Annotated in this window: 11 protein-coding genes; 8 read left to right on the top strand and 3 right to left on the bottom strand. The window is 57.5% G+C overall.

Annotated features, from left to right (window positions below):
• Positions 1-161: 161 nt before the first annotated feature.
• The 3 genes from B0B13_RS17500 to B0B13_RS01835 all read left to right on the top strand — a co-directional run bounded on the left by B0B13_RS17500 (position 162) and on the right by B0B13_RS01835 (position 5548).
• The gene (locus B0B13_RS17500; RefSeq protein ID WP_139337273.1) at positions 162-536 is read left to right on the top strand and encodes a hypothetical protein; all 375 of its coding nucleotides are present in this window, start codon (positions 162-164) and stop codon (positions 534-536) included.
• 1185 nt (positions 537-1721) lie between these two features.
• Entirely contained in the window at positions 1722-4271 is a 2550-nt protein-coding gene (gene mprF / locus B0B13_RS01840; protein WP_076794524.1) for a bifunctional lysylphosphatidylglycerol flippase/synthetase MprF, read from the top strand.
• Complete coding sequence (locus B0B13_RS01835) at positions 4268-5548, top strand: virulence factor family protein (protein ID WP_083703582.1); 1281 nt, start codon at positions 4268-4270, stop codon at positions 5546-5548. The genes mprF and B0B13_RS01835 overlap by 4 nt, the downstream gene beginning before the upstream one ends.
• A 109-nt stretch (positions 5549-5657) precedes the next feature.
• Here B0B13_RS01835 and B0B13_RS01830 read toward each other — a convergent pair whose 3' ends face one another.
• Complete coding sequence (locus tag B0B13_RS01830) at positions 5658-6791, bottom strand: porin (RefSeq protein ID WP_076794069.1); 1134 nt, start codon at positions 6789-6791, stop codon at positions 5658-5660.
• Positions 6792-6898: 107 nt separating this feature from the next.
• Between B0B13_RS01830 and B0B13_RS19690 the strand changes: the two genes are divergently transcribed.
• Positions 6899-7186 (top strand): class II D-tagatose-bisphosphate aldolase non-catalytic subunit, encoded by a 288-nt coding sequence (locus B0B13_RS19690; RefSeq protein WP_139337310.1) that lies wholly within the window; start codon positions 6899-6901, stop codon positions 7184-7186.
• Between the two features lie 226 nt (positions 7187-7412).
• The gene (locus B0B13_RS17495; RefSeq protein WP_370643213.1) at positions 7413-7562 is read left to right on the top strand and encodes a hypothetical protein; all 150 of its coding nucleotides are present in this window, start codon (positions 7413-7415) and stop codon (positions 7560-7562) included.
• A 23-nt stretch (positions 7563-7585) separates the two neighbouring features.
• Here B0B13_RS17495 and ahpF read toward each other — a convergent pair whose 3' ends face one another.
• Both ahpF and ahpC read right to left on the bottom strand, forming a co-directional pair.
• On the bottom strand, positions 7586-9184 hold the full coding sequence (gene ahpF, locus B0B13_RS01820) for an alkyl hydroperoxide reductase subunit F (protein WP_076794065.1): 1599 nt from the start codon (positions 9182-9184) through the stop codon (positions 7586-7588).
• Between the two features lie 116 nt (positions 9185-9300).
• Complete coding sequence (ahpC, locus tag B0B13_RS01815) at positions 9301-9864, bottom strand: alkyl hydroperoxide reductase subunit C (RefSeq protein WP_041754923.1); 564 nt, start codon at positions 9862-9864, stop codon at positions 9301-9303.
• Positions 9865-10709: 845 nt separating this feature from the next.
• Here ahpC and B0B13_RS01810 point away from each other — a divergent pair.
• The 3 genes from B0B13_RS01810 to B0B13_RS01800 are packed head-to-tail and all read left to right on the top strand — an operon-like array spanning position 10710 to position 13620.
• The gene (locus B0B13_RS01810; RefSeq protein WP_076788723.1) at positions 10710-11474 is read left to right on the top strand and encodes an ABC transporter permease; all 765 of its coding nucleotides are present in this window, start codon (positions 10710-10712) and stop codon (positions 11472-11474) included.
• Positions 11471-12520, top strand: coding sequence for an ABC transporter ATP-binding protein (locus tag B0B13_RS01805; protein ID WP_076788543.1), 1050 nt, complete (start codon positions 11471-11473; stop codon positions 12518-12520). The genes B0B13_RS01810 and B0B13_RS01805 overlap by 4 nt, the downstream gene beginning before the upstream one ends.
• Positions 12517-13620 (top strand): ABC transporter substrate-binding protein, encoded by a 1104-nt coding sequence (locus B0B13_RS01800; protein ID WP_076788542.1) that lies wholly within the window; start codon positions 12517-12519, stop codon positions 13618-13620. Before B0B13_RS01805 ends, B0B13_RS01800 begins: the two co-directional genes overlap by 4 nt.
• Positions 13621-13622 lie beyond the last annotated feature (2 nt).

The raw sequence follows: 13622 nt of genomic DNA, 5'->3' as shown, positions 1-13622 counted from the left end.
AACTTATTACACCGGAAAGCAAATCCATTAAGTCGTTTACTTAAGTTCCGCCACATCCTACCCTCAACGACAATCGGGGCGGAGCTGGGACAAAAAAGTCGCCTCAAACTGGTACGGTCGCGGTAAATAGCACGACCATTACCCCGCCCAAACGAAAATAATTGCTTGCTCATTTTCAAGCCTACTCGTCGCGCGACGCGGCGCAACTTCGTGGCTCCGGTCCGTCTGATACGGAACTGCAGCAAGCCAACGCGGCCATACCGTCACGTCCATCGAAGTCAGCAAAAAGACCGCCCATCCCAACTTTCCGTCCTACCAAAGGCAACATTTCATCGAAGCAAACCACTCAGGCAGCACCGCCCCGTCCACGGAAATCAAATAAAAGACCCTCGCAAATAATCCTACTCGCCACCGATAAAATGAAGATAGCGTCTTTGCGCGAAGAGACCTTGATCATCGAAGGGCTGAAAACGGCGAAAGAAACGGGGCGTTGGTTACATGTCGATCCTGAAATCACACTTCATCAACAGGCCTAAGCAAATCGGATAAAGGTTCCGTGATGGAGTGACCAGGGAAAATGCCCCCATATGGGCCCTTCCGTAACTGGCGAAAACGGAAGTGCTGCGCACAGCGGTAATCACCGGGAGACGTGCCGGCCCGCATGGCTCGCCGCCATGCGCTAACGATGTAGCCTCTCGACACACCGCGCTTCGCTTCGATCGCCAATACATCGGATATGACGGAAAAGCAACGGACGCAACCCTTACTCTATTCGACATTCACCACTCATTGATGGTCATTGGTATGGAACGTCTCCGTTTTCCTCCTTCCTCCTTTTTTCGCCGCACAAATAATGAGTCAGCTACTCCCAAAAACGAGCGGTCATCGTCGTCAGCGACACGCCGCTCCGCATCGGGATTTTTATCGGGTCTTAACAACCTTTTCAAAAAAAAGGGAGGTGGCATATTTGATGGGCCCGCATATCTAGATGACGATGCCATTAGAAAGATCAATACTAAAAAGGGATTGCCTGAAAATGGCTCGATAAGATCACTTCGACCAGAAGATCGCGATTATTTTTCTAAATTGGCCGAAAGAGAAGCCTCCGCCGCAAAACAATCCCCGCAGCAGTCACCTGTCACCCCACCGCCGCCCTACTCGTCATCGGCGTCTAATAAGGAGTTACCATGGGCGTCGAGCAACCGGGCCGGCACGAGGCAGGGAAACTCGAACAGAGATAGCGCGGAAACAAAACTAATCCGGAATGTCCTACGCAACCGCCCTAAAGTAAACATCAGTGATCTGCCGCCAACACCACCGATTCCGCGAGAGTACGGGAATTGAGCAGCGCGATCGGCGACGTTCCAGCACAAGCATGGGACGGTGCTACAGCCAACAACTAAAGCACAAGGGGGAAACGCAGCTTAGGGCTTCCCCCATGTCTTCGCAGACATACCTGCCGCGAGCAATAGGGAGCAGCGGGCTGACCATTTGAAGTTCTGCAGTCGCCCGTCCCTCCGTTAGTGCACCATTACCGCACGCCCAATTTCTAAACCCTGTCAACGCAAGTGCCGATATAGACGTTTTGATGGCGTCTTTCCGCAACCTGAGCATCGCCGTCGTGAAGCAAAGCTGCGGTTTCTTGAAGTCGCGCACTACTCATGCGTCCCCAAATCAAACTGACTCTTTCGACCGCACGCGCCGAGACCCACCGCTGGGCCATGCTGCGACACGCGCAACGCCTGGTTACCCCAGCAATTGCATTGGGCGGCTGCGCGCTGCTGCTCGTACTGTTACAACATTTGTCTCACGCGGTCCATTACCGCTCGGTGATCCATCAACTGCGCCAATTAAGCGCCGCGGAATGGGCCGGCGCGCTCGCCGCCACGGTCCTGAGCTACATCGGACTCGTCGGGCGAGACATGGCCGGACTGCACCACATCGGCGCACGGGTACCGCGCGCATTGTTACTACTCGGTGCGACGGTCGGCTCGGCCATCGGCAACGCAACGGGCTTCGGCGCGTTGACCGGCGGGGCCGTACGTTGCAGGATCTACGGCGCGGCGGGCGTGACGCCGGCACAAGTCGGGCGCCTGACCGTCTTCACGGGCATCGGTCTGGCCGCGGCGCTGGTGCTAATAAGCGCCGCCGGCATGCTGATCGCCGCCGGCCAGCTCGAGTCAGCGCTGCACCTGCCGGCATTGATGCTGCGCTGCGCGGGTGTGCTCGCGCTCACGGCAATCGCGGCACTAATGATGGCATGCCGCAGCCAACCACGCACGATTGGCGGCGGCACGCGGCGCTGGCTCGCGCTGACGATTCCGTCGCGGCGCAATTTGATCGCCCAGCTGGGCTGGGCGGTTGTTGACGTCGCCGGCGCCGCGCTGGCGCTGTGGGTCCTGTTGCCGGATGCGTCGATTGGCTCCGCCACGTTCATGACGGTCTATGCGGCGGCGTTGCTGCTCGGGATGGTCGGCCACACCCCTGGCGGCGTCGGCGTATTCGAAGGCGTGGTGCTAATCGCCTTCGGTCGAGACCTGCCGATGCCGCAACTGGTGGCCGCGTTGCTCGCCTACCGGGCCATTTACTTCGGGCTGCCGCTGCTCGTTTGCGGTGGCGCGCTGGTTATGTTCGAAGGACGCACGCTCAAGCGCGTAGTGATGACTTCTCCCGCACTGCACGCCGCACGCAGCCTCGCACAGCTCGCGCCGCTACTGCTGAGCACCATCACGTTCGCAGTCGGCTGCATGCTGATTGTCTCCGGCGCAACACCAGCGTTCATGCACCGGATTGCGGTGCTAAGCACGCTCGTGCCACTGTGGGTCCTTGAAAGCTCGCAGTTGCTCGCCAGCGTACTCGGCGTGCTGCTGCTATTTGTCGCCCGCGGACTGCTGCGCCGGCTCGATGCCGCATGGTGGCTAGCCTTGCTGCTGACCAGCGTCAACCTCGGGCTATCGTTGACCAAGGGGCTGGCGTTCATTGAAGCCGGCGTGCTCGGGATCCTGGTGCTGCTGTTAATCGCAACGCGGCACCACTTCAACCGCCGCTCGTCGCTATTCGCGGAGCGCTTCACGCCCAGTTGGCTGGTGTCAGTCGGCATCGTAATCGTGATTGCGACATGGATCATGCTGTACGCGTTCCGCGACGTGCCGTACACCCACGAGCTATGGCGGCAATTCGCGTTCGACGGCCGGGCCCCGCGCGCGTTACGCGCTACGTTGGCTGCCGCACTATGCGCGGCAGCGCTGGCCTTCTGGCAGTTGCTACGACCGGCGGCCGGCCGCTTCGTGAAACCGGCTGAACAGGATCTGGCCGACGCGGCGCGTATCGTGCGTGCGCAAGAACGCAGCGACGCAGGACTCGCGATGATGGGCGACAAGAGCTTCCTGTTCTCCGCATCGCGCCAGGCCTTCCTGATGTATGCCAAGCGTGGACGCACGTGGGTGGCGCTGCACGACCCAGTCGGCCCGCGCGACGAATGGCCCGAGCTGATCCGCCGTTTCGTCGCGCTCGCGCACACGCACGGCGGCCGCGCCGCGTTCTACCAGGTGCGCGCCGACGCACTACCGTTCTACCTCGATACCGGCTTGCACCTGATGAAACTAAGCGAGGAGGCGAACATCCCGCTAGCCGACTTCGATCTAAAGGGGTCTCACCGCGCCCATCTTCGCTACGCCCTCAAGCGCGGCGAACGCGACGGGCTGGCTGTCGAAGTAGTTGAACCGGCGCGCATGCCGGAATGCCTGCCGACGCTCAAGTCAATCTCCGACGCATGGCTGCAAAGCCGCGTGGCGCGAGAAAAGAGCTTTTCGGTGGCCGCATTCAACCCGTCGTATCTGGCCGCGCAATCGGTCATGTTGCTGCGCCAGCACGGCCGTGCGGTCGCGTTCGTCACATTCATGACCACGGACGTGCACACCGAGGCGACCGTTGGCGTGATGCGCCACCTGCCGGATGCCTCCGGGTACGCGATGGAATATCTGTTCACTAAGCTGACCCTGCATTTAAAGGAGGCGGGACTGCGCACGTTGAGTCTGGGCATCGCGCCACTGTCGGGCGTGCAACCGACGCCATTTCCGTCGCTGTGGCAGCGCGTCGCGCGACTGGCGTGGCACCTTGGCGGACGCTTCTACAATTTCCGCGGCCTGCGTGGGTTCAAGAGCAAGTTTCAGCCGCGCTGGGAACCACGTTACCTGGCGGTGTCCGGCTCGCTCGGCCTATTCGTGACACTGGCCGACATCTCGCTGCTGGCAGGAGGCTGGCGCTCGTGAAAATTCGTTCCTTGATCGTCGCCGCGGCTCACGCGATCGCAGCATGCACGCTCGCGCTGCCCGCCGCGCACGCCGCCGCCACCAGCACGCTACCCGGCGGGCGCTATGGTGAAGTCACGCTGACCCGTCCGGACGGTCCCTTGCGCGGCTTCGTCGTGCTGTTCTCCGACGCAAACGGCTGGAGCGGATCGGATCACGACACCGCGCAGGCGTTGGCGCGCGAGGGCGTGCTGGTTGTCGGCGTCGATACCCGTCGCTATGCGGCGAATTTGGCCGCCAAACCGCAAAGCTGCCAACATCTGGTCGGTGACGCCGAAGCGTTGAGCCACCAGCTGGAACGACAGTGGAATTCGTCCCGTTATTTCGCGCCGATCGTCGCGGGAACCGGACAAGGCGCGACGCTGGCCAAGCAAGTTCTCGCCCAAGCTCCGGCGAATACGGTGGCCGGCGCACTATCGCTCGATCCAGCGCCTACGCTCGACGCGCGGTTCCAGCCGTGCCCGCCCGACCCGACGGTGAGCCGCGGCGCCGGGCTGCCAGGCTTTTTCGTGACCGGTACAGCCGCGGGCAAAAGCCCGGCGGAACGGCTGCGCGCATGGGCGGCGCCGTACCTGCGCGCGCCGTCCACCAGCGACGAGGACGTGTCCGATCTGCCACTGGTCGAATTGCGAGCGCCTAAGCCTTCCAACATGCTGGCGATCGTGATGTCCGGCGACGGCGGATGGCGCGACCTGGACAAGACCATCGCGGAAAATCTGCAAAAAGACGGCGTATCGGTGATCGGCTGGGATAGTCTGCGCTATTTCTGGAGCCGCAAGACACCGGAGCAGACCACACACGACCTTGCACGCGTGCTGCGCGTCTACGGCGCCCGTTGGCAGGCACGCGACATCGCGCTAATCGGCTATTCGTTTGGCGCTGACGTCATGCCGTTCCTGTATAACCGCTTGCCGCAGCCGTTGCGCGAGCGCGTGTCGTACGTGTCGTTGCTTGGCTTCGCGCCGGCCGCCGACTTTCAGATCCGCGTCACGGGCTGGCTCGGCATGCCGGCCAGCGCAGACGCACTGCCCGCCAAGCCCGAGGTCGCGAAGTTGCCCGCATCGATCGTCCAATGCGTGTATGGCGAGCACGAAACCGACACGCTATGTCCAGCGTTGGCCGGCACCGGCGTCGACGTGGTGCAAATGCCCGGCGATCACCACTTCGGACGCGACTACGATACGTTGACGCAACGGATCCTGGCCGGCTGGAAGAAGCAAATCGCGCTTCGCCACTAGTTTGCCGGTTGCGCCGTCCGCAGCGCTCGATTACGCCGTCGGTGGCGCTCAGTTGTGCCGCCCCTGTTCGCACATGCTCGTGCGTCGGCGGTAACGCACGCCTGGCTGATCAAAACCGGTGACGAATCCCCGCAATGGTGAGCAGTTGAGAATTGGCTCCGGCCTCCACGTTGTACGAGCCGATCACGGTTTGCGCGGGCCCCAGGCCGTTCTGACCGCAAGCATGTTGATAGCCGAGCATCGCATACACATCAGTGCGCTTGCTCAGCAGATAATCGACGCCAACGTTGACCTGCTGGTACACGGCCGACGAGGCGCCGCTGGAGCGGGTATAGTTGTATCCCACCAGCGCCTGCAGCGATGTCAATCCCTGCCAAAGTGCGAATACCGAGCCGTTGCCATACTTTTGCGCGTTGGAGAACCCAGACGAGGTGTCCGGATTGTATTGTGAAAAACTGAAAGCGGCACCCACTGTCACGAGGCCGAACACGTATTGCCCGCCTGCCCTGAAAATGCCGACCGAACGCGCGCAGGCATATGCCGAATTGACCGAAGTGTTGAACAGTGAATCGGGCGAGGACACGCCCCGCATCGAGCGCGCCGCATTGCCATTATCGATATGCAGGAAGCCAGTGCCCAAGCTCAGCGGCCCACCCGCATACACCAGTGCACCGGAATAAGCCTGACCGGACCCAGGTGCACCGGCAATTGCGCCAAACGCGTACATGGCTTCAACGGTCACCCCGCTCCAATTCGGACTCGTCCACTTCACCGCGTGGTTGAACGTGGCACTGCCGCCGCCGCTATCGACATCACCCGGCGCCACGAACACCCCGCTGTACGAACCGGCAGTCAGCGGTTGCAGCAAGTCCGCCACCGGATCGCTTTGCCGGCCAAACGTCACCGCACACCAACGCTCGTGCGACAGACCCACGAACGCCTTGGACCCGAACATCTGGCCCCTGCTGATCGACTGCCCGTGGCCGATGTCGAAGCTGTTCTCGACCGAGAAGTGGGCCGCGAGGCCGCCAACAAGCTCTTCGTTACCCTGCAATCCCCATTCGTTCGATGACAGCGTTCCTGGTGACATCTTCCATTGCGAGTGCTGTCCCGCACTGTGAAGAATGTACGCAATGCCCGTGTCCACCGTGCCATGCAGTGCCACGGAACGCTGCGCTTGGGCCGTCGTGGCTAATATCGTGCAGATAGTGGTGCTCGTGGTCAATATAGCTTTATTCAGCATCTAATCAATAAGTCTTACCTAATTTACTTCCTTGTGCACCGTTAGCTGGACACCCCAGCCTTGCCGACGGCGCGCGACACGGCGTCGAATTCGATCAACCCAAGGTCATCAGTGGCTATCCGCGCAACGCTCATGCGCCAATCTTCTTCATCAAGGGCCGGCCCGGACTCGTGCACACGGCCCGCTTTACCGACTACCGGGCACAGGTCCACCTTGCGGAACATGTCCGCGATCCATTTGCTATATTGAAGATCGGGTCTGGCGTAACACGCATGCGCGCTACGTCAGCAGGGCACGTAGAGAAACTCGCTGCGCGAAAGCTGACGAATCGGCGGGCGATGTCCGTCATTCCCACAACGTGGGCATCCCGATTTCGCCGATGTACAGTGAAGTAGGCCTTTACAGCTACCAGGGCGCAGCCTCGCGCGGACGCGAGCGCTAAGCAGCCCGGCAGCAATCCTTGGCGCGCGACGATTGAAAAGCAAAGCACTAAGACGCGTTTGTCATCGCGTGGCCTGATGACTTTCGATAGCTAGCGACCCGTGACGATACACCGACAACCTCCAAGCGTCACGGCTAAATGGCGCATCGCCGCAACTGTACGGCTGTTTCGAGACGGGCTTGCTCGCTGCACACGTGTTTACCGGCGAACGGCTCGTCAGCGGTATCCCGTGGATCGTGCTAGTTCCCGCCAACATGCTCGGCGTAAGTGTGAGTCTCGGCTATCTAACTTCAGATACGCGCCACCGGCTCGCCTATTCCGAGCCGTGAATCGGCTGGGCCGCAAGGATAGACTAAACGGCCGCCTCGATCGGCTGCTGCAGTGCCGCATCGGTCGGCGCAGAGGTGCGAATCAGGTGCTCGAACGCGCCCAGCGCCGCCTTCGCGCCTTCGCCCACGGCAACCACAATCTGCTTGTACGGAACCGTCGTTACATCGCCAGCCGCGAATACACCTGGCACCGACGTCTGACCCTTGGCATCGATTTCAATCTCACCGCGCGGCGACAGCGCGACGCCGCTGCCCTTGAGCCATTCGGTGTTCGGCACCAAGCCGATTTGCACGAACACGCCCTCGAGCGCCAGATGGTGACGCTCGCCCGACGAACGGTCCACGTAAGTCAAGCCATCAACCTTATTGCCATCGCCGGTGACCTCGGTCGTCTGCGCGTGCGTGTGCACCGTCACATTACCCAGGCTGCGCAGCTTGCGCTGCAGCACCTCATCGGCACGCAGCTGGCCATCGAACTCCAGCAACGTCACATGCTTGACAACGCCCGCTAGATCGATCGCGGCCTCAACACCAGAATTGCCGCCGCCGATCACCGCCACGCGCTTGCCCTTGAACAGCGGACCATCGCAATGCGGGCAGTACGCAACGCCACGATTGCGATATTCGCGCTCGCCAGGCACGTCGATCTCGCGCCAGCGCGCACCTGTGGCAAGCACCACGCTGCGCGCGCGCAGCCGTGCACCACTGGCCAACTGCACCGTGATCACGTCGCCCGGCTGCAACGATTCGGCGCGTTGCAAATCGATCACGTCGACGTCATAGCCCTTCACATGCTGCTCGAGCGCCGCCGCAAATTTCGGTCCATCCGTTTCCTGAACCGAAACAAAATTCTCGATTGCCAGTGTGTCCAATACTTGCCCACCAAAACGCTCGGCCACCACACCGGTGCGGATGCCCTTGCGCGCGGCATAGATCGCCGCGGCAGCGCCAGCCGGCCCGCCGCCGACGATCAGCATGTCGAACACTTCCTTCGCGTTGAGCTTGTCGGCCATGTGCGCGGCGCCGCTGCTGTCCAGCTTCGCCAACAATGCCTCGACACCCATGCGGCCTTGGCCGAACACTTCGCCGTTCAAATACAGGGTCGGCACCGCCATGACCTGTCGCGACTGCACTTCGTCCTGAAACAGCGCGCCATCGATTGCCACATGGTGAATCTTGGGATTGATCACCGACATCGCGTTCAATGCCTGGACGACTTCAGGGCAATTCTGGCAAGACAGCGAGACATAGGTCTCGAACGTGTAGTCGCCATCCAAACTCCGGATTCGCTCGATCACATCCGGCTCGAGCTTGACCGGGTGGCCACCGACTTGCAGCAACGCCAACACTAGCGATGTGAATTCGTGACCCATCGGAATGCCGGCGAAGCGCACAGCGATATCCGTGCCAGCGCGCCGGATCGCGAATGATGGCACGCGCTCCATGTCATGACCCGTGTGCTCGGTCACCACGATGCGCGTGGACAGCGATGCGATGTCCTGCAGCAGTGCGCACAGTTCACCCGATTTAGCACTGTCATCCACGAACGCGTCGATCTCGATCGCTTCAGTAACGTTGTCCAGGTAACTTTTTAATTGGGCCTTGAGATTGGCGTCGAGCATCGCGAGGATTCCAACGGAGGGAACGAAGAAGGGGCGCGCCGAGTAGGCGGCACGTCGCGGCGCAGTGCCGCGACGCCGCATTCATGCGCCGTCCGGCGTAGGACGGCGCATGAACGTCAGATCTTACCGACCAGGTCCAACGACGGCTTCAGCGTCTCGGCGCCCGGGGTCCACTTGGCCGGGCACACTTCGCCGGGGTGCGATGCGACGTACTGCGCAGCCTGCACTTTGCGCAGCAATTCCTTTGCGTCACGGCCGATGCCGTTGTCATGAATCTCATACAGCTTGATCTGACCTTCCGGGTCGATCACGAACGTGCCGCGCAGCGCCAGGCCTTCGTCCTCGATCAGCACCTCGAAGTTGCGAGCCAGGGTGGCCGTCGGATCGCCCACCAACGGATACTTGATCTTGGCAATCGTTTCCGACGTGTCGTGCCAGGCCTTGTGCGTAAAATGCGTATCTGTCGACACGCCATAAATCTCAGCACCGAGCTTTTGGAATTCGGCGTAGTGGTCTGCCAAATCACCCAACTCGGTCGGGCACACGAACGTAAAGTCAGCCGGATAGAACACGACGACCGACCACTTGCCCTTCAGGTTCTCTTCCGTGATTGTCACGAAATTGCCATTGTGGTAGGCAGTTGCCTTGAACGGTTTGACTTGCGTGTTGATAAGAGACATTGCGCTTTTCCTTCTTGAGTTGAAGACGACCACCCCGAAGCTTACGACAAATGGTGCGATGCGGTGAAGTTGTTTAGCTGTATCGGACCGATTGGCTACATCTATCGCCGAATATTTTTCGCATTATGAAACGCAGTGCAGGGCACGTTCGCGGCATGGATGATGGCGACTTGCTCTACCTGCGACCAACCACCTCGATAGGGAGCCCGCACTCAGTGGTGGCACGCCAGTGTCCCGCCTGTCACCGTCGAACACGAACCGTCGCACTCCGTCGTCAAGTAATTCAGCCTGTACAACGGGAAACGGTCCCGCTCCAATCTGGCCGAGCAGACGCCGGACAAGGCATACTTCGCGATGCTGCCTACAATTAATCGACGATGTGACTAACCCAATGTTCCACTTAAAAATCTCATAACATTATCCAAACAATTGAAGCCACTTATCCACATCGCAGGACTCACGCATCAGCCTACCAGAGCGAGCAGTTTAACGACTTCGCACAATGGCGGATGTTCAACGGCAAGGTGATTACATGATGAGTCTTTGGCGCCGTCTCTCCGTTCGACTCAAAGGAAAATTTTACATTAAAATCAAAAACTTAATTTCGAATATGGCGGATTTCAATGTAATTTAGGCTAATTGACACAACCTATCGCTCCGCCAAAGTTTGAGGCAAACTGTCGGTCGCAAATGATCAACGATGTTACTGTGACGGCCTCAACTTAAACCAATTCAGGATGTGCTGTTTCCTATATGGAGCGGAAGCGGCGGCTCGCTTTTATCAGCATTACCAGGATTGCATAGTAGCAAAGCGTATTGGGTAATTGCTTGAAGTGGAGAGAATAGTGATTCGAGGCATTGCTGCTGTCTACGCAATTTACCTATTACTGCCCATCCTGCTGTTGAGCATTGGTAGTGTGGGTGAGCTATGGATGAACTCGCTACTTCCTAGCGGGATAACAGTTAAATGGTACGCTGATATTTGGTTGGATTCTTCTTTTCGTAGTGCGTTTACGACGAGCCTCGTGGTGGCGCTGAGCGCGTGCGCGATCAATACGATTTTAGCCCTCCCACTTGCTTACTCCTTATACCATAAAGCCGGACGGGGTGGGAGCGCCGCAGCTAAAATTGTGAGTATGATGCCCATAGTCGTACCGACCATCACGTTGGGTTTTGGCTATATCATTGTGTTTAACACAGATGTTTTCCCTTGGCTCGGAACCTTGCCATTGCTGATCGTAGTACACGCTGTTCATACGCTGCCCTACCTTACTAATACTTTGTTATCCGACCTTCGGCATTCCGATTTGGCGACGCTAGAACGCGCAGCCGCGACGTTGGGAGCTACGGAACTACAGCAGTTTTTTGGGATTGCCATACCTAATCTACGAAAAAGCCTGTTAAGCGGTCTTATGATGGTTGCTGCTATTTCGGTGGGTGAATTTGGTTTATCCAATTTACTTGCCAGCTTTCAGAATCGCACTTATCCGGTTGTCTTGTGGCAAGCTTTTTATGGTACAACTGGGTTTGCTTGTGCGGCCACCGTTATTCTTCTTGTGTTAGCCAGTACAGCGGCATTTGTTTCTTCTACCGCTATCAAAAAATCATGAGCCTGGTTCTGGATAGAGTGAGTTATCAATACCCAGGGACCGGACATGGGTTAACTGATATTTCGTTTGAGGTCGAGACCGGTGAAATGGTAGCCGTGATTGGAGCAAGCGGTTCTGGTAAGTCAACGCTTCTGAAGGTTATTTCTGGCCTAATTAGCGAAGCATCAGGGTCGATCACCCTAGACGGCGAAAATTTAGCAGGAAAACCTGTGCATAAGCGCAATATCGGAATGGTATTCCAAAATTATGCGCTTTTCCCGCATCTCAATGTAATCGAGAATGTAGCATACGGACTCGCTTTAAAAAAGATCCCGCTGAAAAACCGACTAGCTAAAGCAGCCGAATTATTAGAAACAGTGGGTTTAGAAAACTTTGCCACCAGGCCAGTTTACAATCTATCAGGCGGACAACAGCAGCGAGTCGCGCTGGCTCGAGCTTTGGCAATCGATCCCAAAGCGTTATTGCTCGATGAGCCATTGGCTGCACTCGATGTAGGTATTCGAGGATATTTGCGCGATCAGATCCGGTCAATTCAGAAGAAATTTAACGCAACAACTATATTGGTCACACATGATCAAGAAGAGGCGTTGACGCTATCCGATTATGTCGCCGTGCTCAAAGACGGTAAGCTCCTACAATTTGGCTCGCCAAAAAATATTTACTGTTATCCAAATAGCCGAGCGGTAGCCGAGTTTGTGGGATTATCGACATTACTCCCCGCAAAAATTTCAGCACATAATCAGGTGGATTTAGGATTTGCTCAAATCGCTGCCAATACTGATGGGCGACGTTTGGGAGAGAAGGTACTTATTCTGATCCGTCCCGAGCATGTGGTAAAGGATCCTCCAGAAGGAACACTGAACTATTTGGTAGGTTGTACAGTTAACCAGCGCTACTTGGGCTCAGTGGTTCGGTACGACTTTCAAGTAAACGGCGCTTCCAAACCGATCGTAGGCGAAGCAATCGAGGTGCCGGTAAGCGGCATTTCTATTCCACCGCAGTGTGTTCAACTACTTGACGACGACCCTTCACAGGAGGTCTTATGAAACGCAGACGCTTTGTTCAATCGGCAGCGCTAGTGTCATTTGCAGGGTTTGGAACTACTGCTTCCACTGTTGCTTCTACTTCTGATATCGTTTGGGAAAAAGTGCAGCTTTATCCTGGTGAGCTTGCGCTTTACGAGGCTGCCAAAAAAGAAAGCGAGGTCGTTTCGTGGGATACGGGGCCAACATGGGCCAATTGGAAGGCACTATTCGATGCGTTCAACAAGCGCTATCCGGGAATCAAACTGCACTATAATGATTTGGGTTCTGCTGCGACTGTGACTGCGCTGAATAAAAGCCGGCGTCGGCCTCAAGCAGACACAGCTTATTATTTTGCAGCATCCGCGGTGGATGCTGTAAAACAGGGTGTGGTGGCACCTTTTAAGCCGATCCACTTCGATACGCTGCCCGAGGTGTTTCGAGATCCAGAGGGCAAGTGGTTTACCATCCATACGCTGAACGTGGCATTCATTGTGAACAAAAAACTTGTGCGCAATACGCCCACTTCTTGGGCTGATTTGCTCAAGCCAGAGTACAAGAATAGCATCGTCTACCTCGATCCGCGCTCCGCGGGTGTGGGACAGGTTGTCGTCTTCGCTACGGCCTACGCCAATGGAGGTTCCGTAGACGACGTTAAGCCCGGCATCGATTATTTGGGGAAACTGCATGCTGCGGGCAATGTCATTCGAACTGAAGGAACAACGCCTTATTCGAAGTTCATGAAGGGCGAAATACCGATCTGGATCGGTTACGAAAATGATGGACTTAAAGCTAAATACGCAGAAAAAGGCATGACCGATGTTGTTGATGTCGTGATTCCTAAAGAAGCTAGTGTTGCGGCACCTTATGGCATTAGCCTCGTGAAGAATGGGCCGCACCCGAATGCGGGAAAATTGTGGCTTAACTTCATCATGAGCGAAATCGGACAGCAACTGTTTGCCAAGGGCTTTGTCCGACCCTCGGTGAAGAGTATTTCACTGCCTCCCGATATTCAGCAAAAGATGCCAGACGCACCACAAACACGGCCTCTTGATGTGATTAAGGCATCTGCTCGCAAGAGCGAAGTCGATCGTTTATGGGCGAAGGCCGTTTTGAAAAATTAATT

The sequence above is a fragment of the Burkholderia sp. b14 genome, assembly GCF_900156195.1.
GTDB lineage: Bacteria > Pseudomonadota > Gammaproteobacteria > Burkholderiales > Burkholderiaceae > Mycetohabitans.
This window is presented reverse-complemented; position numbering and strand designations above follow the sequence as displayed.